This window comes from Bacteroides difficilis, from assembly GCF_048319815.1.
Taxonomy (GTDB): Bacteria; Bacteroidota; Bacteroidia; order Bacteroidales; family Bacteroidaceae; genus Bacteroides; species Bacteroides zhangwenhongii.
In genome coordinates this window covers 3,564,483-3,586,332 of the sequence record NZ_CP182814.1, presented here as the reverse complement: position 1 = coordinate 3,586,332, position 21,850 = coordinate 3,564,483, and the positions used below count along the sequence as shown (strand labels likewise).

The window sequence follows — 21,850 nt, the reverse complement described above, 5'->3', positions numbered from 1 at the left end:
AATTTAAAATTCTCACATGAAACTTCTTTGGCTTGATTTAAATAGTTCATACGCCCATTCATCTTTGGCATTGCCTGCCTTGCACGCGCAAATAGCAGATGACACCACAGTCGAATGGTGTATGGTCTCCGCAACAATTAATGAAAACACCGGTAACATCGTCAAACAGATCTATCAACACCAACCGGATATTATTGCAGCTACCAATTGGCTATTTAATCATGAGCAACTGTTACACATTGTCTCACGCGCCAAAGCCCTGCTTCCACAATGCTGTATCATACTCGGAGGTCCCGAATTTTTAGGAGACAACAAAGACTTTCTATTCAAGAACAAATTTGTCAACGGAGTGTTTCGGGGAGAGGGAGAAGAAGTATTCCCATTATGGTTAAAGGTGTGGAATCGACCAAGAAAAGAATGGAAATCAATCACAGGACTCTGTTATCTTGACGAATCGGAAGAATATCAAGACAACGGTATTGCCCGCGTCATGAACTTTTCCGCATTGGTTTCCCCAGAGAGAAGCCGTTTCTTTAATTGGAGCAAACCCTTTGTCCAACTGGAAACGACACGAGGTTGCTTCAATACCTGCGCATTCTGTGTCAGTGGCGGCGAAAAGCCTGTTCGTACCATCCCACTGGAAGCCATTCGCGAACGTTTGGATAATATTCATCAGCATGATATCAAAAACGTGCGTGTACTCGACCGTACGTTCAATTATAACAACAAAAGAGCCAAAGACCTCTTGAATCTTTTCCGTGAATATCCGGATATCCGTTTCCACCTGGAAATTCACCCGGCACTCCTTTCCGAAGAGTTAAAGAATGAACTGGCTGCTTTACCCGATGGTTTATTGCATTTGGAAGCCGGCATTCAAAGTTTGCGGGAACCTGTTTTGGAGCAAAGCCGCCGTATCGGAAAACTATCCGACGCTCTTGAAGGATTGAAATACCTCTGTTCGTTAAAGAACATGGAAACCCATGCCGATCTGATAGCAGGTCTCCCCCTCTATCATCTGACAGAAATATTTGAAGATGTCCGTACACTTGCAGAATATGGCGCAGGGGAAATACAACTGGAATCATTAAAGTTACTTCCGGGCACAGAAATGCGAAGAAGAGCAGAAGAATTGGGTATTCAATATTCTCCGCTTCCCCCATACGAAGTATTGCAAACCCGTGAAATCTCAGTAGAAGAATTACAAACAGCCCACTATCTGTCCCGTCTTTTGGATGGATTCTATAATACTCCCACCTGGCGGACAATCACACGGACATTAATTCTGGAGAATCCTCATTTCCTACATGAGCTACTTGATCATTTAGTTCGGACAGACGTCATAGACACCCCTCTAAGTCTGGAAAGAAGAGGATTAATCTTATATGATTTTTGTAAAAAGCATTATCCCGGTTATCTGACGCAAGTCAGTATCGCATGGATAGAGGCCGGTATGTCATTAAAGAAAGCTCCGGCGGAAAAAGTAAGGACCAAACGCCAAGTCCCACCCGAGAAATGGGAAATAGTATACGGAACTTATCGTGAGAATTTACGGCTATGTTTCCTCCCCACTGATGAAGCAGAACATGGCTATTGGTTTGGATTCGAATCGGAGATTCAGAAGATACAACCCGTATTTAAGGCAAAAAATCAATAACAACGGGCAACCGGATAATCGACTCTGTAAACTCGATCGAAGAAAGGAACCCATTCATTCTCAGCAATGCCAAGCTGCAAGCCATAAAAATGTGTATCCGCCTTTCTATATTCCAAAATCCGGTCAGTCAACTTCGGTGAGGGAAGCGGTATTTTAAAATCAGTAATCCATAAAACATCCGCATTCATATACTCTTTCTTCGATTGAAGTAAGTCAAAAGTAACTTTCAACATCCGGGTGGCATCCGTGTCCCCGCAGGAAGTGGTAGAAAAGAAATCAAGCAAACGGGCCCGTTCCTTGCGGACATCAATCGGACATATCGAAACAGAAAAAGCGATCAGGAAACAAGGACGGCGTTGCCTGTCGGCTATTTCCAATAGTTTCACCAACAAAGAATAAGCTATTTTCTCCGGAATGCCTACCATGCTTCCGGAAGTATCCAGACAAACAATCATCGGCCCTTTATGAACAGCCGGTTTGGTTTCCAACGAACGGGCAGGCTGCATAATCTCGGACTTATAGCGGAACGTCTGGAGCTTTCGGGTGACATATTTATAAATAAACAAACTCTCCAAATCATCATCAGCACAATGCACCATCTCCGTAGGCAATAAAGCATTCAAGTCATTACCGACAGTAACTCCTTGAATATCATTTTTAGAAGAATGTTCCAACCGATACACATCCCCTTGTCCCACGTGCAGCCGTTCCCTTCCCTCATCATCGGCAGTACGCCCCATCAAGTTTGCTATTTTAATGATCTCCGGATATTCCTTCTGCATACGCACCACTTTACGGATCCGCTCAAAGTCAACCGTATTCCACATCCCGCTCATCAGTCCCCAAGCCTGATAGAATTCATCTTTTTCCACCTCATGCCGTCTAAGATATTCAGGAATGTTCTTGAGATTGGCGTGCAACCCATTTTCCAGACTCTCTTTCCTCCGGTCTATCTCCTTCTTTTTCTGTTCCTGCAGATTACGTTTGAAAGCCTCCTCCCAATCTTCCACCATCCGTTCCCAAAGTTCATCATCGCCATACTTTTCCTCCTCATTCCCGAACTGGCTTTTATAAAAGGAACTACCAAACCCCATTGTCTCGTATTTGTCCGATACTTGCTGAAGCAAAGCCTGCCATCCGTCTTTCCGCCTGGCTATCGACCATTCCAACGTTTGCTTCATTCCATTCTGCTCCGATTGGCTTTTTTGCAGGTTATACTTTTCCTTTTCCAGATTCAAATGAATGAACTGGCTCATCATGTCATAAAAAATACGAGCACACACTTCATCAGTCAGCACTTGTATCTTTACCATCGGATCATTCATGATAGACAACAAATACGCATACAAAGGTTCGCCATCCGTATCACTGCACTCACCGGTTGCCACATATTGATCCAGCACCCGGATATAAAAGGAAGCGTCATATTTAGGATTCATCGCCGTACCGCAATTTACGTACATCCACACGTGCCCAAGCTATCTCCTTACGCACCAGAGCCACATACTTCCCCACCTCTGTTTTATCCTCTTCGGATATAAACATATTTCCCTGCAATTCTCTAAACAGTTTTTCGACGGCAGCATTCACCGTTTCCAACTCCTGCTCATAATCACGGTCGGTAAGTGTAACATTCCCCAGCCAGAGTTGCTGTTGCTCTCCTCTTTGCAGCCGACGCATCGGGAAACGTACCCCGTTAATATACAGATTCCTGTCATCCCGATACAGCGTCACCCTTTCAGCTCCTTGCTCTCCCAGCTTGGCAGTACCCGAAAAGACACGTATAATCGTCTGCTTCGGATTCTGGGGATCGGCATACATCATCCCTGTCGCCGGTGCATTTTTCGGATTATATTCCTTCAGATTCCGATAATCCACAATGAAGATATAAGTATTTCCCGTACCATGATTTTCAACCTGGTAATAGAAATGATCGACAATCAACAGGTCATCATCCCTGCGGTCGCCTTGTTTTCGTGCCTTCTCCAACGCTTCACGCACACGACTCACTTTCAAATCCGATTTTAAGGCCCGGCTAATCGATGAAATTTCCTTAACATAAGAGGCAAACAAACTACGGATTACTATCTGACGTATGTCCGTACGCTCATCCGGCTCACTCCACAAGCAATGATAAACAGGCAACAAATCCGGCAAAGTGACTTCCGTACGCCCATGTACAAAAGCCGAAGCCTTCAGAAGCCGTACTATATTCTTCCAACGGCGGTCGCTCACATAGACATTACGATGAACTTCCGAACCTTGTACTTCCACTTTTCCCAATCCCTGACGAATCTCCGTTATACACGCCAGAATTGTCATAGGTACTGTCACCCGGACTATTTCTTCCTGCCACAAGCGATATTCTTCATCCGTTATCTGCCATTTCCCGACTTCATCGTTTTCTTCCACTTCTTCATCCAGCAACATCTGATAAAATGTCTCTTCCCGCTTCACACAAGTACTGATGACGCGAATCAGAAAACGATCCCACAAAGCGTCAAGCCCTTCTCCCTGAGCAGGAAGCTCATTACTGGCGGCAACGAGCAGTTTCAACGGCAACTTGATTTCCGTATTTCCATTTCTAAAAAGTTTCTCATTAATAACCGTTAGCAGTGTATTCTGTATCGCCGGTCCCGCTTTCCATATCTCATCCAGAAATACAACATCCGCTGTCGGCAGATAACCGTCAACCACGCGTTCGTACGTATCCGATTCTTTCAGACGGCTAATGCTTACCGGACCAAAGATCTCATCAGGAGTACTGAACCGTGACATCAGATATTCAAACGCCCGGGCATTTACAAAAGCTTTCTTCAACCGCCGAGCCACCATAGATTTGGCTACTCCGGGAGGGCCCAACAGTAAGATACTCTCTCCCGCCAAAGCGGCAAGCAAAGACAACCCTACTTCTACTTCCTTCTCATATACACCCCGATTCATCTCTTCCAGCAAAAGACTGATACGTTCCTTTATTTCCATCCTTTATCTTTCATTCAAAAATACCGTTACTTACTCTAATAAGAAACGCCCCCAGTGTTAATGGAAGCGTTAATCTATTTTTCAATAAAAAACCATCAAATAAATGTTGGAGTAAATTCAATACCTAATGCACGTGCTATGCGAATGAAACTCGATAACTGTATATCGACTTCACCTTTTTCTACACGAGCAATATAACTTTGTTCTTTACCGATTTTTTGCGCTAGCTGTTTCTGAGTCAACTTAAGAGCCTTACGTCTATCCCGAAGTATATCTCCATAATACCATGCCAACGTTTTTTCATTGAAAGCGTCACGGGTTGGTGTACCATGTTCCCCGTATTTTTCATCAAGTAACTGGTTGGTTGTCTTGAGTTTTGCTAATTTCTTTTCATCTAACTGTATCATAACGCTAAATCTTTTAAACACAGAAACACGCATTTCGTACAAGTCCGTTCCATCTAAATGTTTCACATACTTTACGGGCAGAACATATACTGTTTGCACCAGTCCGAATGTATATTCAAACTTATCCTTTACCCTTTTATCCAAACTATTATAGAACTCTTCAAATTCTTCTGTCCTGAATATGGTCCTTATATCGGTGGTTTTACCTTCTACTGATTCCATAGCACAAATATAACTAATTAGTTATAATCCAACAAGCGATTAACGTAAAAAAGATAATCTGATACTGATATTTAACATCTACTCAGAATACTTTCAATGACTCATTCATACTTCCGTTTGTTTTCTATGACGAGTACGCCATACTTTCTTTTCTTACTTATACAAATAGAGAGCCTCTGAAAGTTCAGGCAACAGACTATCCAAACCTCTATCCCACTTTCAGATACTTTTTCCGTGCAACAAAATTGTATTTATTTTAAGTTTTATACGGGGAAAAACAAAAATGTCACAGCACTTATAATCAACTAGTTAACGAATAAAAGCCCCCTGATTTTAAATAAGTTTACAAAAAACATACGGTCGTTTTTACTCTTTTCGGAAATAAAATTGCACTTTTCCGATAACACACTGTTCATCAGACCATTATCTCCATTTCAATCTATTTCTTTATGACTCATCTGCTACTGTCGAATAACTGCGACAATGCACAAGTGTAATCGAGTGATTGCTCTTGTGCATTACATGAGTTGCTCAACTGCAACTGATTAATTCTATTAGATAACTTCATTAATATTACTGTATAAAATGCTCAGCTTGTGTAGAAGAATCGCTCACTCCGTCTATATATTTTTGGCAAAGCATACGGTCTTTTCAAATCTACTTTACCAACCTCAAAATCCCATCCAACCGTTCCAAGACCTTCTATTCCAACTAACCGTTTTCCAACAATCTTTTTAAGAACTATATTATAACTGTAAAAATAATTATCTTCCTATTCATCGTAAAAGAATGCTAACGAAAACTGAGTTAAGAGGAAGCTCCTACACCTCTCACTTTCGAGTTTTCGATTAGCATCCTCAAAATTCATTCTAACAATATACTCGTGCTAAATTGATATACAAAATAAAAACATAACACTAGCTTCAAAACAGTACCTAGCAAAAAACCCAGCAAAGAACCTATTCCTGACTTGATAGCTTGTGAAAGTTCTTTTCTTCCTAATAATTCGCCAATTACAGCCCCGAGAAAAGGACCTACGATGACACCATATGGAAGAAAAAATAGACCAGCTATCGTTCCTATAACACAGCCCCAATTCCCCCATTTACTACCTCCACTATATTTACTACCCAACATAGGAATAAAATAATCCAAAATCTGAACTATTACAACTATAAATAGCCAAATAATTAATTGCCCAACAGAATATTGCACATTAGTTGTGAAATGTAAAAGAAGCATCCCCAAATATGCAATAGGAGGACCCGGCAAAACAGGTAAGAAGCATCCTAATATACCTAATATAAGACAAACTGCCCCGAAAGAAATTAATACTATATCCATTTATCAATCATTTAAAAAGTCGTTGCACCGAATCATTTGTTTTATTCACTGTTTCCCTAAACTTTTCAGTACTTTGTAAAACATATCCTTCCTTTATCAGCCAATCTTCATAATACTTATTATATTTACGAGCCAAGCCAAATGTCCCCACTTGCCGCAGGATAAAATTACCAATTATAGGTATTATAGAACCTAAAAGAAGGCAAGCCCAAACAACAACAAAAAACTTAAATGCCAATTCCCATTGCCCCTTTATCAATGGATATATCCATCCCAACAAAAACACCGGAATTGAAAATCCACGCCTTACAGTCTGCACATCTCCAGTTATTGGATGAATATAAACAGCCTTACTTAAAAAAGCCCTACGAGTTCGGGCATATTCATTCCATTCCAAAATTCCCATTGACGCAAAACGCCTCCATTTTACAAACATAACAATAGAGACTATTGCCAGAACAAGAATCAGTGGTAACAATAATACACCTCCTATTAAAGATGTCAAAAAACCTTCTGTACTATCATATATCAAATAAAATAATACAACTCCACCTACAGAAAGCAAACCTGCATTACGAAAACGGTTCGCATATTCTTCTTGTGTTATATCTTCTACTCCCATAATTTCAAATTCACTTAGTTAAAAAATAACATCATCAGCAACTGCATTTCGATTTTTTACAAATTCTATCAAATCTTTCTCAAAATGTGCTACCGCTAAAACACGGTAAAAAATCACATTCTTTTCTGTACTCCCTTAAAGAATTACTTTACAGTGAATTAAACAGAATATAATGCAAGATTAACTCCTTTGCAATAAAAGGTGTTATCATCATAAATTAATTTAGTTACTATTATATAATTGTCAGATTTTCCCTTTGCTATTTCTTTCAACAACAATTTCACCTGCTTTTTATTCTTCTTAAAAGTATCATCTTTTTTTAGATAGATTGTATTTATATTACAGTCTGGAGATTGATATTTTTGGAGACCTAAACTATAAAATTTATTATATAAATTACTATATTTAAACTTTGCACAATCCTTAGATTTCACAGTTCCCCTATCTTTACATTTACCCTTATAAGCATGACTTACTTGTTGTACTACCTCAATAACCCGCCCCAAAGCATCCGTTTTATACATCATATTATTATAATAATACTGAGTGTTTGGCATGCTACATAAATTCAACAAATCGATATTCTTACATATAATTTTATTTCCTGATATCGCTCCATATTCCTCTCCATTGTAAACAATCAAAACAAGACTATCGGACTGCACAAACTCGATATATCGCGGCTTGATTAGTTTATTTTTTTTAGGAAGACCTTCCTTATGAGAGTCTGCAGTCACAGACCAATAATATAGCTGTTGTAATTGCCCGCATAACTCTGTTTTCGACAAATTAGCGTACACTCTTACTGCATTGGGATGATTATTCAACAATATAGCTATTGCTCTAGAACGATTAATATCATCAAACAACAGCCTATTCAAATGGTCAGAGTTCTCCATTACATATAGAGAGTCTAGTACTTGTTTTGTTACAAGTTCCGAAAGTTGAGTGACGGTCGTTGCTTTTTTTATAGAATCTTGCATAGTTTGCGATGCAGCAATAATAGCTCCATTTCCTAACGCAGCTACTTTGATATTACTTAATGGATTCAAATATGACTTCATCTTAGAATACATTAATGGATACATCTCATTATATTGATATATCGATACATTTTTATATTTTCCTAAAAGTTCAAGCTCTTTTGTACGGTCTATTTTCAAATCCTTTAATTTATTAGCATTTGCTGTTATACTAGACTTTGCTTCTGATTCAACTATAGAGTTCCAAAGTGAATTCCCGATTCCACTCAATTGCTCTTCAGCTGCACTTACGATACTTTGAGCAGCCTGGTCAATGATCCAGTCAACTATCTGCGCATGTACATTTCCTGAAATTATTAACGATAATATTCCTAATAATATTCGTCGTTTATTTAGTAATGAAATTAATAAACTCATTCTGATTTTGGTTAAATTGTTCTATTATATCATTCTTAATCAACTGATTTTGTCGTTCAGTTTTTGCTACTATTTCTTTCAAGACTTCCTGCATATACATTTCTCTAAATGTAATTTCTTTATCTGATAAATTGGATACAGCTATCATATCTAATGCACCTTTACCAATAGTAGCCCAAAAACCAATGAAGAAACTTGCTACATTAGAAATTGTTTTTGCGGTTTCTCTATCTTCCACAAAGTCTTCTCGTGCTTTACCCACTTTTGCTAACATATCATTTGGTACATCATAGGTAAAATCCAAATCAGGAGTAACAAATGTGATTTTGGGAGGATTTCTTCTTTCGACAAATTGTGCATACTGAACTCGTGCTTCATTAATAGAATTACAAAATTGGCTTATTTCCGTTTCCAACATTTCCGAGATACTTTTTGTTGGAATACAAGTTTCCACTAATGCCCTATATTGCTTTACAGCTGTTGCTACGTCATCCGGAATCATACCTATCTGAGAATAGTAATTAGCTACTTCTTTATAACCATCAAATAAATATTTCCATACAGATTTTTCCATATTGAAAAGAAGGGATTCCAACAAAATAAATTCCTCTTTGCAGTATTCATGTACACTTTGTTGCAATATATCTTGTACTTCATATGTTCGAGACTTCTTCTCATTTTCGACAGAGAAGTCAATGTCATAATCCTGCAAATTACTACCAATATAAGACAACTCTTTATAAGACAATGAATCCAAGTTACTCAATATGACAGTATTTATAAAATCACTCACAAGTATCTTTCGAGTAGGGTGTTCTATTGCATACAATACGATTTCTTCTGCAGAGCATTTCTCCAATTCTTTTATAATTTCATTTTTCTTGCGCTCTCTTATCTTAAATAAATAATCACCTAAAACAGATGATTCATTAACCATAAGACATAATGTTTCAATTTGTTCATAGGAATACTTAGAAATATCTATTCCAGTTATGAAAGCATCCTCCACTTGTAACCTATTATTTTCCGATTCTTTATTGTAAATAAGCAATAGTCCTAACGCATCTTGGCGCAACAACGTTGCTGCAATATCCTCAGAAAAACACTGTGCAGACATTTGTAAAGTAAGTCCACACAAGAATAATAGGATTAGTATCTTTTTCATTATTATTTTTTTTACTCCCATAATAGCAAATTAAATAATTCCATCATTTTTTTATAAATTGGGAAACCGAAGCATAAATAGAACTGTTGACAACAAGATAAAATAAAAATAATATTGCCAAAATAAATCCCACTCCATACAAAAGCCAAAGTAAAAACTTTTTCATAATCTTGGTTTATGATTACCTCCCATAGGAGAATATTTACACTTATTCACAGTTAAATCAGAAATACTCTTTGCCTCTTTACCGCAATACACACACTCGTATTTTCTTTTCAAACTTCCTTCATAAAGTTTATGACAACCTTCATTAGCACCATTAGGATGACGTTTACATGAATTGACCGACAAATCCTTAACTGAATGAAACATTTTTCCGCAATACTCGCAAAAATATATATCATTATTTTCACATTCTTCGATATTATTATCTGACCTATCACCATTGTTTGAAGGTACAGTAGAAGCACCTCCAAAACAACTAGTCAAAAAGACAACACAACCTATTAATATAATTTTTTTCATCATACTAAAGTTACATTTTTTACTAACATTTCTCCTGCCTTGCATTCAATGTCTACTCTGAAATTAACAAAGTCACTATAGATATACAATGGTAGCACATCTCCGTCTTTAGGTTCGTAATCAAATTTCAGCTTAATACTGGAACCAGCTAAGAAATTTTCTTTAGGTAACATTACTTTTTCCTTGTCTTGTAACTGATAAATAGAAAATACAGGATCGATCAACGTCAAGACTCTAGGAATTTCCAGTTTCAATTTTTTATCAGGTTTATTCCACAATTCAGTGACAGAAGAAGATATCTCTTTCACTTTTCCCCATGAAAGCCAATTATTACTTTCTTGTTTTTGTTTAGCTGCAACTCCATTAATGCTTATACCCTTTTGAAGGAGCTTCTGTAATGCACTGACATCTAAAGAATAATCCGCCAAAAAATGCTTCTTTATTTTATCCAATAAAACTTCCTTACCATACTGATTACTATTCAGCAAAGCAGAGGCATGACTTTCCTTATAATCTGCCTTATCAATCCAACAAATTTTATCATCAGTCATAGCGATAGCACGAACGCGGGTTATATCTTGATACTTCTTACCTTGATACTCCAACTTCATCTCACCCAAATCTGCCAGTTCATGATGTTTGATAATATTTTTCGTTGTAGGCACTTTCACTACATCATATTCATCCTTATACATATCCGTATAATGGATGCATAGAAATATGCGAACATTTTCTAAATCTATATCCGAGCGATTATTGATAGACACTTTAATCTCATCATCTTTATCTGAGAACTTCCAATCCGTTGCCGGTTCAATCGCTACATCAATAAAAGAATGTTCCATTAATAACTGTTTGAAGCTACTATACAGATAATCTTCACAAAATTGCATATCCGACAATAAACAATCATAAATTCCTTGATTACCCCTCCGGAAAAAATGATTGAATATCTCATTTTTACTTTCTTCCAACATTCCTTTCTGTGCATAATACTTAGCTTTCAGGAAATTTGGACTAAACATTCCATAACCTTCCATCGTAGAACGATAAAGCCGAAGTAGATACTGCCCTTCCGGAGTTTTATTCAAATAGGTACGACTTCTGTATGAGTCCAATAAATCTGTTAATGTTTCTGCCTGACGGGGATATTCCATAGCAGCCTGATCAAAAAAAGACATAGCTTGTTGCTCTTTACCGATCCGGTGGTTCAACAATCCTTTTAACACCAAAGCCGGAGCAGAACGTTCAGGATACAATTCTATATAATTATCTAAAGTTATATCCGCTTCCACAAAAAAATCATTCCATTCACGCTTGGCCGAGTCCGGCAATTGCACTTCTTTTGCGATTGAAAGCACTTCTGGGCTATCAGGTGCAGTATTCATTTCACCCGAACCGATATTAATTAACGACAGAGATTTCAAAAGTAATGCCTCCCTATTTTGAGGATATTGTTGTAAAATCTTAGAGGTTGAGTTATAAGCATCTACCATCCTTCCAGAATAAACATCAAAATAAGCTTTATCTTTATTAACGCATAGCCGATCCCATTCTTTCATATATTTAGTATAAACAGGAACAAAGTCGGCCAAATAATCAATATAGGCCATTTTGAGTTCTTCAATCTCATCTTCCAATTTCGATTTCAGTTCCATTTCTTTTTCGTAATGGTCAAAAGCCGCATTCTTTGCCGCATCAATACCCATATTTTCCGACATATCAACAACAGCCAAAGGTCCCTCTCCTGCCATTGCTTTCATGGTAGCCATACCTACTCCCGTGGCACTTGATTCTTTCGCTAACGTTTTTGCCCCTTTCGCAGCACTACGAGCCAACATCCATATCGTTGAGAATTCCTTATGCTGCTTTTGTAGTTTAAACATCTGTTGCAATAAAGGAAGAATCTTCATTTTGGCATCAATGACATCCGAAGCCACTAAGCTATAATCTTGCTTCGCCATATATTCCAAAAAGCTATAGAAATCTTCAGATTTCGCTTGTGCCATTTCCAAGCCATTCAAAATACGCACAGTTTCTTCAATATCATATACCTTATTATTATCCGCCTTCCGTTCTTTCAACGCTTCATAAGCCGGTTGAAATTCTTCCACAGGCTGATAATTTTCTATTTGCAATTCAGGGTTTGCCTTTTTACCACACCCCGCCAATATAAAGCAAAACAGCAATAATACAGCAATACATTTCATTTTCATCATAATGCTTAAGTTTTATCCACAATACTTACTATTAAATGTTGTATCATCGGAAAATAAATAGATAATTCCCTCAACGAACCCTATTATAGCAGGAACGCCCGTCCAACAAAAGAGAAGATAGGCAATACCCCATCCCATTTTTCCCACATAAAACTTATGAATGCCTAATCCACCCAAAAAGAATGCCAATACGGCAGCTAAAATTCTGCTTTTTTTCATACGTAATTATTTATTCGTTAGTATTTCATACTTCAATCTAAAAATCCTTCTGTTTCTTCTAAAATTCGTGTCTTTAACTCCTCATTATGCTTATTTACCTCCATAACCTCTTGATTATAGCTTTGAGTCATCGCCTCATTTTCCTTCTTTATTTTATCCCATTTCACGAATAATCGCGCTCCTCCTAATCCAGCTAACAACAGAGATAGAATAAACCAATAATCTGAATAAGAATCAATCCAACTGCCTGTGACTTCTTGAATATCCAATAGTGTAAACGTTATATAATGAAACATATAAGCAAATATATGCAACATCCATAGGGCACAATAAATAAGAATAGGAGAAGCCAAAGCGGAAAAACAAACCATACCCACTTCGGTCATATTAAGCGCTTTCAATTTTGGAGACATGGGTAAATCTCGCTTTTGCGTCTCATATATCAAAGAAAAGTATCGTTCCTTATATTTCTCCAAAGATAATCCACATTCCTTCATGGGTTGTTTCAACGACAACAAAAATTCTTCCATTATGACAATAGCCTTTTGAGAAGAAGGATTGTATTCGTCCGAACGACGTAACGGATTAGCACCAAACAACAATTCATTCTTTTCCTGCATAACATTGTACACAGATTTTAATTCCTTGTCTACCCAATTAATTTTTTCACTGGTTTCTTGTTCTATAACTCGAAAAACAAAAGCAATGGTTTCTTTCAGCAATTGTAAACTTTCATTTATATCCGAAGGTATTCTCTCTTTCTTTTTCTGATACAACATTTTCGCATACTTAGCTGTAACAATAGTCTGTAGCATTTTATTTAATATCAACCTGCGCTCCTCAAAATGCATTCCGTCACATACGGATAATGCTTTCATCGCAGAAGAAAAAAATTGCTTTATATAACTGGTTTCAAGACTTTTCGAGGTGTTTTCCTGTATAAATCCAACTACTAGCAATTGACATTCAAGAAAATTTTGAACCTGTTCGGATACACATTTTGACTTCTCATTCAATACGATAACCATATCCCGCAAAGTATATATACCCCCCGTTACTATAGGCATACCACAGGATGTACAAGTCTTTGCATCTTGCGCATTTACCGAATGACAACATTTACATCTTACGATTTCCTCGTTTTCATCCAGCAATTGTTCCATAGCTTCATCATATTTGGATACCCATTGATGTCCGCATTTGGGGCAAGCAAAATCATAATCTTCTGTTTGAATTATATCATCTGCCATATAGTCAACTGCCGTAGCAGCAAGCAAACTTCCCCCAATTGTCCCAACCGGTCCTGCAAAAATAGTTCCAATCGCCCCTCCTATTGCTTTAGCCGCATTTTTAATAGCCATTTTTCCTAGTTTATCTTGCATAGAAGCATGAGGAACGCCTTCCACATAATTATTACATTTCGGACAAACTTGTTTCATTTTCTACATTTTTTTCCAGCAGACTCCCCAGAACCGAATGGTTTACATATTAGAAAAGTTAACATCTATATAAAAGAAAAGCGCGGGAATCTGTACCTGTTACTCGTCCCGCTATTCAAGGCCTTCGCATTGCCCACCACAGTCTGAACGAGCAACGCAGAAGCCCACGCCGATATGTATAATAAGCCAAGTGTACCTTGATCTCAAAGTACACTTAGGGGTATAAACATATCCCGCAGACATCTACCATTGCCTTGTTTTTGACTGTGGTTCAAAAATTGCGAAGTTTCGAATAGCCAAAGACAAAACGCCAAGTAAACGTCTTTCTTTATATAAACATCCCCCACACCACCCTAACCTCACGAATTGAGGTATCGGCGTGAGAGGTGCGACAAATATATGCAAAAAAATGCTATTAACATCATTTTTACTCTTTTTTTTAAGAGTATCAACAAAAAGTCTGATACCATAATGATAAGTCAAATAAGCATTCAGATAGCAAAATGATATCACATTTCAGACTTTTATTTCCTTTTTCACCGTTGCCCAACAGTGAATTCATCGTTGTCCAATGCAAAATTCGCCGTTAGGCAACGATGAAAACACAAAAAGCAACCAAGATTTTAAGTAATTTTTGGAATAAAATGTCAATCAAGTGGCAGGAAAAGAATATCACTTTCTCTTAATCTTTGAAGATACATACGGAAAAGAATATCCGGAATATAATAACTGCTATCTTCCATTGTCAACAGATCCAATTCCATCAATTTACGACTTGCCGCCTGAACGGCACTACTAGATGTCAAAGCATATTTACGAATAAAAGAAGCACTCATTATTTTTTGGGCTTTTCCTTCTGTGGCAATCGCATACAAAAGTTCTTTCTGCCGTTCGGGGATTCGGGATAATATCTGGCGATAACCATCACCGGCCTCTTCCAAAATCTCATCAATTGTTTGTCTCAATATATCTATTGTACATACACCGCCAGCTGAAGTATTTATAAAAGCTTCATGAAAAGTCTTCTGCATATAATAAGTGTTCCCGCCAAACAGTCCGTATATCCTCAATACATCCTTCTTATGGATATCCCGTTCATACGCCCTGAACCATTTGCAGACAAAAGGTATATATTCTTCTGTTGAAATAGGATGTAACTCCATTATCGACGTACTGTTATAAAAAGGTCTGGCTGAAGAAAGAAACATCTCCGTAACAAGATGGCGTTCGCTACCGGCAAAGATAAAATGTACATTGGAAAGATGCTGGATATGCGAACGAAGTAGTGCCTCAATATTCTCTTCCGGGTACTTAGTAATCTGCTGAAATTCGTCAAAAGCCACAATACACGGTCTGTCCGCCTTTTCCAAAGAAGTAAAGATCTCGGCCAATGTAAATTCCGGATGACTGATATCCCCCAGCTCCAGGCTAAAAGTCGGAGTGGCAGTGATGGGATCAAAACCAAACTTCGCATTAATAGATCTCAATCCCTGCACCAATGCCATAAATGCCTTCCTACTTTTAGTATTCAACGTTTCAAAAACTTTTTGCCCGAAAAGGTAAGTGAATTCACGTAAACTGGATGTATGCAGGATATCTATATAAAAGGTATAATAATTATCAGCAATTTCAGGCTTGTCATAACAAAAACGAACCAACTTGGATTTTCCCATACGTCTCGGTGAAATCATACACAGATTTCCACCATTAGACAAGGTGCGAATGACTTTTTTCGATTCTTCACGCCTGTCACAGAAATATTTCTCCGGAATATTACCGGTAATAATAAAAGGGTTTTCCATTATTCATATATTTAATGAACACAAATATAATTATTACATTCGTATTATACAAATCGTATAATACAAATTCAATAAAATCGACTCTCACCACCGAGCCTGAAAAGTTTTAAAAGCCCAAAAGCTACATCTTCCATTAAATCTCGTACCTTTGCTGTCGATTTTAAATATCATATAATAATGAAGAACTTTATCAAGGGATTCCGGTTTACTCCCTCCAATTATCCGGCTGCAGTAGAAGAGAAAATACAGAAATACAGAAAACAAGGATACAAACTTCCGCCACGTAAGGTACTCCGTACCCCCGAGCAACTGGAAGGGATTCGTGAAAGCGCAAAAATCAATACAGCGTTGCTGGACTACATTTCGGAGAATATCCGTGAAGGGATGTCCACAGAAGAGATCGATGTGATGGTGTATGACTTCACAACCGCCCACGGAGCTATTCCCGCACCGCTCAACTATGAAGGATTTCCCAAAAGCGTCTGCACAAGTATCAATGATGTAGTGTGTCATGGGATACCCAACAAGCACGAGATTCTCAGAAGCGGTGATATTATCAACGTAGACGTTTCTACCATTTACAAAGGATATTTCTCCGATGCATCCCGGATGTTCATGATTGGAGAGGTCAGCCCTGAAATGCGCAAATTGGTTCAAGTGACCAAAGAATGTATGGAAATAGGTATTGCGGCCGCACAACCCTGGAAGCAATTGGGAGATGTAGGCGCAGCTATCCAAGCGCATGCCGAGAAGAACGGATTCAGTGTGGTACGTGATCTTTGCGGACATGGCGTAGGGATGAAGTTCCACGAAGAGCCGGATGTAGAACATTTCGGACGGCGAGGCACGGGCATGATGATCGTGCCGGGAATGACTTTTACCATCGAACCGATGATCAACATGGGAACTTACGAAGTATTCGTAGACGAAGCCGACGGATGGACAGTCTGCACGGACGACGGACTGCCTTCCGCCCAATGGGAAAACATGATTCTGATTACTGAAACCGGAAACGAAATTCTTACATATTGATGGAACTGATTCTACTCATTGCGATTGCCATATTAGTGACAGTCCTGCTGGTACTGGCTCTGACGAAAGGCAACAATCAAACGCAAGCGGAACAATTACAGATAGCCCTACGCCAACAAATGCAAGAGAACCGGGAGGAACTGAACCGCAGTATCCGGGAACTCCGCATGGAAATGACGCAGACGCTCAACCAGAATATGCAGCAACTTCAAGACGTTCTGCACAAAAACATGATGACTACCGGAGAACTGCAACGGCAAAAGTTCGACATGATGGCCCGCCAGCAGGAAACGTTAATAAAATCCACCGAAAAACGTTTGGATGATATGCGCCTGATGGTGGAGGAGAAACTGCAAAAAACACTGAACGAACGAATTGGGCAATCCTTCGAGATAGTCCGTTCGCAACTGGAAAATGTGCAGAAAGGGCTGGGAGAAATGAAATCTCTCGCCCAAGATGTAGGCGGACTGAAAAAGGTATTGAGTAATGTGAAAATGCGGGGCACTTTCGGAGAAGTCCAACTGGGTGCTTTATTGGAACAGATGATGAGTCCGGAACAGTACGATGCCAATGTCAAAACAAAAAAGAGCGGAACAGAATTCGTCGAGTTTGCCATTAAACTTCCGGGAAAAGATGACGCCAACAGCACTGTTTACCTCCCGATTGACGCTAAATTCCCCAAAGATATTTACGAACAGTATTATGATGCATTCGAGGCCGGAGATGCCGCACTGATGGAGTCATCCGGCAAGCAACTGGAAAATACGATCAAGAAGATGGCAAAAGATATTCATGACAAATATGTGGACCCGCCTTTCACTACGGACTTTGCCATCATGTTTTTGCCATTCGAAAGTATCTACGCTGAGGTTATCCGCCGCACCAGCCTCGTAGAGACACTCCAGAAAGAATATAAAATTGTAGTGACCGGACCGACGACATTAGGCGCTATCCTCAACAGTCTGCAAATGGGCTTCCGCACCCTGGCGATCCAAAAGCGTACCGGAGAAGTGTGGACTGTGTTGGGAGCTGTCAAGACAGAATTCGGCAAGTTCGGAGGACTGCTTGAAAAGGTACAAAAGAACCTCCAAAGTGCCGGCGACCAACTGGAAGAAGTGATGGGGAAACGGACACGTGCCATTGAACGCAAACTACGGCAAGTGGAACAGTTACCCCATGAAGAAAGCCGGAAAATTCTACCTATTGACGGAATAGAAGAAGAGGAAGAATAGTCTCACAGGCTATCAGAGTTGCATTACGGATATAATCATCAGAATATGTTCAAGAACGAATCTTTGTGCCCTTTGTCGTAACGGAACGCAGCGCCAGGTTTTTCACCCAAAGCACAAAGATTCCTGTCAAAATAAGGTTCAAGACCAAAGTCAATACTGAAATCACCAACGCCGGACCTCCCAGATTATATCCTAATGCTATGAAAATAATCCCCGCTCCCACTTCGCCACGGGTAAACATACCGATCGAAAGAGCCAACCGCTCACTCAACTTCCGGTCGCGATAGAAGAACATCGGACAAAGTTTTCCCAGATTTGACAGCAAAGAAACCATCACGACATGGAATAGAATCATTCCCCACGACATCATTTCCTGTGAACCGGTCACCGAATGTGTACCGGCATGAGTCTCCGCAAAGTTCACTCCGATAAAATGAGGCATACTCATCCCCACCAGGAACATAAACAGAAAGGAGATTCCCGTAGCAACCGACCGTTCAACCGGTGTATCATGCTCTTTATGCTTCATGATCATTCCCAGAACAAATGCCGGCAAAAGCACTTCGATATGAATGCTTCCCGCTTCTCCGTATAGTTCCTTGCTGCCCAGATAAAGTATCTGAGTAGCCAGAAATATAATAACAGAATAAAAGAGGATAGCCTTCCAATCCTGCCGCCAATCATATTTATTCAATCGCTGCCAGCCGATAGACAGCAATAGAAACACAATCACCACTACAATAATCAACTGCCAGCGCAAACCGATCATCATAATCTGAAGAGGAATCATCAGGATAATCGTGTCCAGATCATCGAAGATAGCCAACACCTGTATTTTCTTATAAATCCAACTGGATTTCAATCCGATAGCAGCCAGCATTGTAAATAAGATACCCGCAGAGGTAGGGGCGGCAAAACGGCTTAGCAACAGATTCTCTTTCCATGCCTCCCAGCTATTCCAGTAATCGGGCGGAAGTAATATGAACACATAATAAATAGCAATCATAAACCAAGGGAGAGCAGCCGTCGCCATCGCTATAAAATAATCTTCGGCATAACTTTTCCAACGGGACTTGTCAAGAACGAATTCCCGGCCCACGTTAATCATTATAAAACTAAGACATACATAAAGCAATACGTTAGAAATGGACTTGACAACTCCATATCCCTCTCCTGCTATCATTGGCAGGAATTGTGAAATGACGAGCCCCAACATCAGGAAGCCCGAAAAAGACAGTACTTTTCTCATATTTATAGTTGTTGCTGGTATATTAAAAACTAACCGCAAGTCAATTTGTTCAGCGCATATCTCTGAAAAATTGCTTGCGGCAATGTTTTAATCCAACTTCAGTACGGCAAGGAAGGCCTTCTGAGGAACCTCCACGTTGCCAATCTGCTTCATTCGTTTCTTACCTCTCTTCTGCTTTTCAAGCAGCTTCCGTTTACGGCTTACGTCGCCACCGTAACATTTGGCTGTTACGTCTTTACGGACTGCCTTGATGGTTTCACGCGCTATAATCTTAGCTCCAATAGCCGCCTGGATAGCAATCTCAAACTGTTGGCGGGGAATCAGCTCTTTCAATTTCTCACACATCCGGCGTCCCATATCATAGGCATTGTCGAAATGGATCAACGTAGACAGAGCGTCCACCGGCTCGCCGTTCAGCATAATATCCAGTTTCACCAGCTTGGAAGGTCTGAAACCGTTGGGATGATAGTCAAACGACGCATACCCTTTCGAAATACTCTTCAAACGGTCATAGAAGTCGATCACTATTTCCCCCAAAGGCATATTATAAAAGATCTCCACACGATTGCCGGAAATATATTCCTGTTTAAGGAGTTCTCCGCGTTTCCCCAGACAAAGCGTCATAATGGGGCCGATATAATCGGTAGTTGTGATGATGGAAGCCTTGATATAGGGTTCCTCGATATGATCGATCAATGTCGGGTCTGGCATACCACCGGGGTTATGCACCTCCTTCATCTCTCCCTGTTTGTCATATATATTATAAGATACGTTGGGCACGGTAGTGATTACATTCATGTCGAATTCGCGATCAAGCCGTTCCTGCACGATCTCCATGTGGAGCAATCCCAGAAAACCGCAACGGAAACCAAAACCCAATGCCAATGAAGACTCCGGCTGGAAAGTCAAAGAAGCGTCGTTCAACTGCAATTTTTCCAACGAAGCGCGCAAATCTTCAAAATCTTCCGCCTCAATCGGATAAACTCCCGCAAATACCATCGGCTTCACTTCCTCAAATCCGGCGATAGCCTGCGCGCACGGACGGGCCACATGAGTGATGGTATCTCCCACTTTCACCTCTTTTGAAGTTTTAATACCGGAAATAATATACCCTACATCCCCCGTACGAAGCTCATTGCGAGGAACCAGCTCCATCTTCAAGACCCCGACCTCGTCAGCGTCATATTCTTTGCCCGTATTGAAGAACTTCACCTTATCCCCTTTCCGAATCACTCCGTTCTCAATCTTGAAATAGGCGATAATACCACGGAAAGAGTTGAATACGGAATCGAAGATCAATGCTTGCAGCGGTGCTTCCTCATCTCCTACCGGATGGGGAATACGTTCGATTACGGCTGCGAGAATCTCTTCCACCCCCATACCCGTCTTACCGGAAGCACGTATGATTTCCTCACGCTTGCAGCCCAGCAATTCGACAATTTCATCTTCCACCTCTTCCGGCATGGCGCTTGCCATATCGCATTTATTGATTACAGGAATAATTTCAAGATCGTGCTCGATAGCCATATACAGGTTGGAAATGGTCTGTGCCTGTACTCCCTGAGATGCATCGACAATCAGCAACGCACCTTCACAGGCTGCGATAGAACGGGACACCTCATAGGAAAAGTCCACGTGTCCCGGAGTATCAATCAAGTTCAGGATATACTTCTCACCCTTATAATTATACTCCATTTGGATGGCATGGCTCTTGATTGTGATACCTCTCTCCTTCTCCAAGTCCATGTCGTCAAGCATCTGCCCTGAAGTCACCTGAATAGTGTTGGTATACTCCAACAAACGGTCGGCCAGAGTTGACTTACCATGATCAATGTGGGCTATAATGCAGAAATTTCGAATATTCTTCATTCTGAATTCTTATTATTTTATCTTTTTCGGTGTGCAAAGATACGTAAATGGCGGAATATAAAAAAATGCGTTGATAACATTATGATAATGTACCAACGCATTTTTTTATTGCTTAAGTGAGTTACTCGCTTAGATCAATTTGATGAAGAGTTCACCTTCAACTTCTTCCACAGAGACTTTGTCTTCTCTCAATAACCAGCCAAGTCCGAGGAACAAATCTTTGTCAACCAATTTAGTTGCTTTCTTCAATTGCTTGGCAGTCATTCCTTCTGTTTCATTCAGTGCATTCCAGATAGTACCTGCAATCACACCTGCTTTTTCTTTCAACATTTGCTTTGAAATTTTAGTTAGACATGCTTTAAATCATCCGGTCTTGAAAGACTTTCAGATTTTATTTCGGGGACAAAGATAGCTATTTTTATGTTATAGAACACTTTATTGAAGGTTTTTTTATTGATTTTGTAAGAA

Annotated in this window: 18 protein-coding genes; 3 read left to right on the top strand and 15 right to left on the bottom strand. The window is 39.6% G+C overall.

Annotated elements, in window-relative coordinates:
* The first annotated feature begins 16 nt into the window (after window positions 1–16).
* Window positions 17–1,654 carry a DUF4080 domain-containing protein gene (locus ACNOGP_RS13720; RefSeq protein ID WP_418213051.1) on the top strand — a complete coding sequence of 546 codons (1,638 nt, stop codon included), beginning with the start codon at window positions 17–19 and terminating at the stop codon, window positions 1,652–1,654.
* On the opposite strand, the gene ACNOGP_RS13715 is transcribed toward ACNOGP_RS13720, so the two are convergent.
* The 12 genes from ACNOGP_RS13715 to ACNOGP_RS13660 form a co-directional block, all read right to left on the bottom strand.
* Complete coding sequence (locus ACNOGP_RS13715; protein ID WP_418213050.1) at window positions 1,648–3,093, bottom strand: hypothetical protein; 1,446 nt, start codon at window positions 3,091–3,093, stop codon at window positions 1,648–1,650. The genes ACNOGP_RS13720 and ACNOGP_RS13715 overlap by 7 nt on opposite strands.
* The gene (locus ACNOGP_RS13710; protein WP_287665567.1) at window positions 3,083–4,636 is read right to left on the bottom strand and encodes an AAA family ATPase; all 1,554 of its coding nucleotides are present in this window, start codon (window positions 4,634–4,636) and stop codon (window positions 3,083–3,085) included. The genes ACNOGP_RS13715 and ACNOGP_RS13710 overlap by 11 nt, the downstream gene beginning before the upstream one ends.
* A gap of 95 nt (window positions 4,637–4,731) precedes the next feature.
* Window positions 4,732–5,043 (bottom strand): helix-turn-helix domain-containing protein, encoded by a 312-nt coding sequence (locus ACNOGP_RS13705; protein ID WP_418214763.1) that lies wholly within the window; start codon window positions 5,041–5,043, stop codon window positions 4,732–4,734.
* Window positions 5,044–6,129: 1,086 nt separating this feature from the next.
* Entirely contained in the window at window positions 6,130–6,609 is a 480-nt protein-coding gene (locus ACNOGP_RS13700; protein ID WP_418213049.1) for a DUF456 domain-containing protein, read from the bottom strand.
* Window positions 6,610–6,616: 7 nt separating this feature from the next.
* The gene (locus ACNOGP_RS13695) at window positions 6,617–7,231 is read right to left on the bottom strand and encodes a hypothetical protein (protein ID WP_418213048.1); all 615 of its coding nucleotides are present in this window, start codon (window positions 7,229–7,231) and stop codon (window positions 6,617–6,619) included.
* A 158-nt stretch (window positions 7,232–7,389) separates the two neighbouring features.
* Window positions 7,390–8,631: a hypothetical protein gene (locus tag ACNOGP_RS13690; RefSeq protein WP_418213047.1), complete on the bottom strand. Its 1,242-nt coding sequence runs from the start codon at window positions 8,629–8,631 to the stop codon at window positions 7,390–7,392.
* On the bottom strand, window positions 8,603–9,796 hold the full coding sequence (locus tag ACNOGP_RS13685; RefSeq protein WP_418213046.1) for a hypothetical protein: 1,194 nt from the start codon (window positions 9,794–9,796) through the stop codon (window positions 8,603–8,605). Before ACNOGP_RS13685 ends, ACNOGP_RS13690 begins: the two co-directional genes overlap by 29 nt.
* A 162-nt stretch (window positions 9,797–9,958) precedes the next feature.
* Entirely contained in the window at window positions 9,959–10,324 is a 366-nt protein-coding gene (locus ACNOGP_RS13680; protein WP_418213045.1) for a hypothetical protein, read from the bottom strand.
* Window positions 10,321–12,540, bottom strand: a complete 2,220-nt coding sequence (locus ACNOGP_RS13675) for a hypothetical protein (protein ID WP_418213044.1) — start codon at window positions 12,538–12,540, stop codon at window positions 10,321–10,323. The genes ACNOGP_RS13680 and ACNOGP_RS13675 overlap by 4 nt, the downstream gene beginning before the upstream one ends.
* Before the next feature lie 12 nt (window positions 12,541–12,552).
* Entirely contained in the window at window positions 12,553–12,759 is a 207-nt protein-coding gene (locus tag ACNOGP_RS13670) for a TM2 domain-containing protein (RefSeq protein ID WP_418213043.1), read from the bottom strand.
* Window positions 12,760–12,791: 32 nt separating this feature from the next.
* The gene (locus tag ACNOGP_RS13665) at window positions 12,792–14,165 is read right to left on the bottom strand and encodes a hypothetical protein (RefSeq protein ID WP_418213042.1); all 1,374 of its coding nucleotides are present in this window, start codon (window positions 14,163–14,165) and stop codon (window positions 12,792–12,794) included.
* A gap of 680 nt (window positions 14,166–14,845) precedes the next feature.
* Window positions 14,846–16,000, bottom strand: coding sequence for an AAA family ATPase (locus tag ACNOGP_RS13660; RefSeq protein ID WP_418213041.1), 1,155 nt, complete (start codon window positions 15,998–16,000; stop codon window positions 14,846–14,848).
* A 177-nt stretch (window positions 16,001–16,177) separates the two neighbouring features.
* Between ACNOGP_RS13660 and map the strand changes: the two genes are divergently transcribed.
* Window positions 16,178–17,032: a type I methionyl aminopeptidase gene (map, locus tag ACNOGP_RS13655; RefSeq protein WP_007761064.1), complete on the top strand. Its 855-nt coding sequence runs from the start codon at window positions 16,178–16,180 to the stop codon at window positions 17,030–17,032.
* Entirely contained in the window at window positions 17,032–18,264 is a 1,233-nt protein-coding gene (locus tag ACNOGP_RS13650) for a DNA recombination protein RmuC (protein ID WP_007761065.1), read from the top strand. The genes map and ACNOGP_RS13650 overlap by 1 nt, the downstream gene beginning before the upstream one ends.
* A gap of 49 nt (window positions 18,265–18,313) precedes the next feature.
* Here ACNOGP_RS13650 and ACNOGP_RS13645 read toward each other — a convergent pair whose 3' ends face one another.
* The 3 genes from ACNOGP_RS13645 to ACNOGP_RS13635 all read right to left on the bottom strand — a co-directional run bounded on the left by ACNOGP_RS13645 (window position 18,314) and on the right by ACNOGP_RS13635 (window position 21,712).
* Window positions 18,314–19,513, bottom strand: a complete 1,200-nt coding sequence (locus ACNOGP_RS13645) for a sodium:proton antiporter (protein ID WP_349070876.1) — start codon at window positions 19,511–19,513, stop codon at window positions 18,314–18,316.
* Window positions 19,514–19,600: 87 nt separating this feature from the next.
* A complete protein-coding gene (gene lepA / locus ACNOGP_RS13640; protein WP_007761071.1) occupies window positions 19,601–21,382 on the bottom strand; it encodes a translation elongation factor 4 in 1,782 nt (593 codons plus the stop codon).
* Window positions 21,383–21,511: 129 nt separating this feature from the next.
* Entirely contained in the window at window positions 21,512–21,712 is a 201-nt protein-coding gene (locus ACNOGP_RS13635; protein ID WP_004295603.1) for a winged helix-turn-helix domain-containing protein, read from the bottom strand.
* Window positions 21,713–21,850: the final 138 nt, after the last annotated feature.

Excerpts from the sequence above, each read along its gene's own strand:
- ACNOGP_RS13720 (WP_418213051.1), top strand. The coding sequence starts at position 17 with ATGAAACTTCTTTGGCTTGATTTAAATAGTTCATACGCCCATTCATCT.
- ACNOGP_RS13715 (WP_418213050.1), bottom strand. The coding sequence starts at position 3,093 with ATGAATCCTAAATATGACGCTTCCTTTTATATCCGGGTGCTGGATCAA.
- ACNOGP_RS13710 (WP_287665567.1), bottom strand. The coding sequence starts at position 4,636 with ATGGAAATAAAGGAACGTATCAGTCTTTTGCTGGAAGAGATGAATCGG.
- ACNOGP_RS13705 (WP_418214763.1), bottom strand. The coding sequence starts at position 5,043 with ATGATACAGTTAGATGAAAAGAAATTAGCAAAACTCAAGACAACCAAC.
- ACNOGP_RS13700 (WP_418213049.1), bottom strand. The coding sequence starts at position 6,609 with ATGGATATAGTATTAATTTCTTTCGGGGCAGTTTGTCTTATATTAGGT.
- ACNOGP_RS13695 (WP_418213048.1), bottom strand. The coding sequence starts at position 7,231 with ATGGGAGTAGAAGATATAACACAAGAAGAATATGCGAACCGTTTTCGT.
- ACNOGP_RS13690 (WP_418213047.1), bottom strand. The coding sequence starts at position 8,631 with ATGAGTTTATTAATTTCATTACTAAATAAACGACGAATATTATTAGGA.
- ACNOGP_RS13685 (WP_418213046.1), bottom strand. The coding sequence starts at position 9,796 with ATGAAAAAGATACTAATCCTATTATTCTTGTGTGGACTTACTTTACAA.
- ACNOGP_RS13680 (WP_418213045.1), bottom strand. The coding sequence starts at position 10,324 with ATGATGAAAAAAATTATATTAATAGGTTGTGTTGTCTTTTTGACTAGT.
- ACNOGP_RS13675 (WP_418213044.1), bottom strand. The coding sequence starts at position 12,540 with ATGATGAAAATGAAATGTATTGCTGTATTATTGCTGTTTTGCTTTATA.
- ACNOGP_RS13670 (WP_418213043.1), bottom strand. The coding sequence starts at position 12,759 with ATGAAAAAAAGCAGAATTTTAGCTGCCGTATTGGCATTCTTTTTGGGT.
- ACNOGP_RS13660 (WP_418213041.1), bottom strand. The coding sequence starts at position 16,000 with ATGGAAAACCCTTTTATTATTACCGGTAATATTCCGGAGAAATATTTC.
- map (WP_007761064.1), top strand. The coding sequence starts at position 16,178 with ATGAAGAACTTTATCAAGGGATTCCGGTTTACTCCCTCCAATTATCCG.
- ACNOGP_RS13650 (WP_007761065.1), top strand. The coding sequence starts at position 17,032 with ATGGAACTGATTCTACTCATTGCGATTGCCATATTAGTGACAGTCCTG.
- ACNOGP_RS13645 (WP_349070876.1), bottom strand. The coding sequence starts at position 19,513 with ATGAGAAAAGTACTGTCTTTTTCGGGCTTCCTGATGTTGGGGCTCGTC.
- lepA (WP_007761071.1), bottom strand. The coding sequence starts at position 21,382 with ATGAAGAATATTCGAAATTTCTGCATTATAGCCCACATTGATCATGGT.
- ACNOGP_RS13635 (WP_004295603.1), bottom strand. The coding sequence starts at position 21,712 with ATGTTGAAAGAAAAAGCAGGTGTGATTGCAGGTACTATCTGGAATGCA.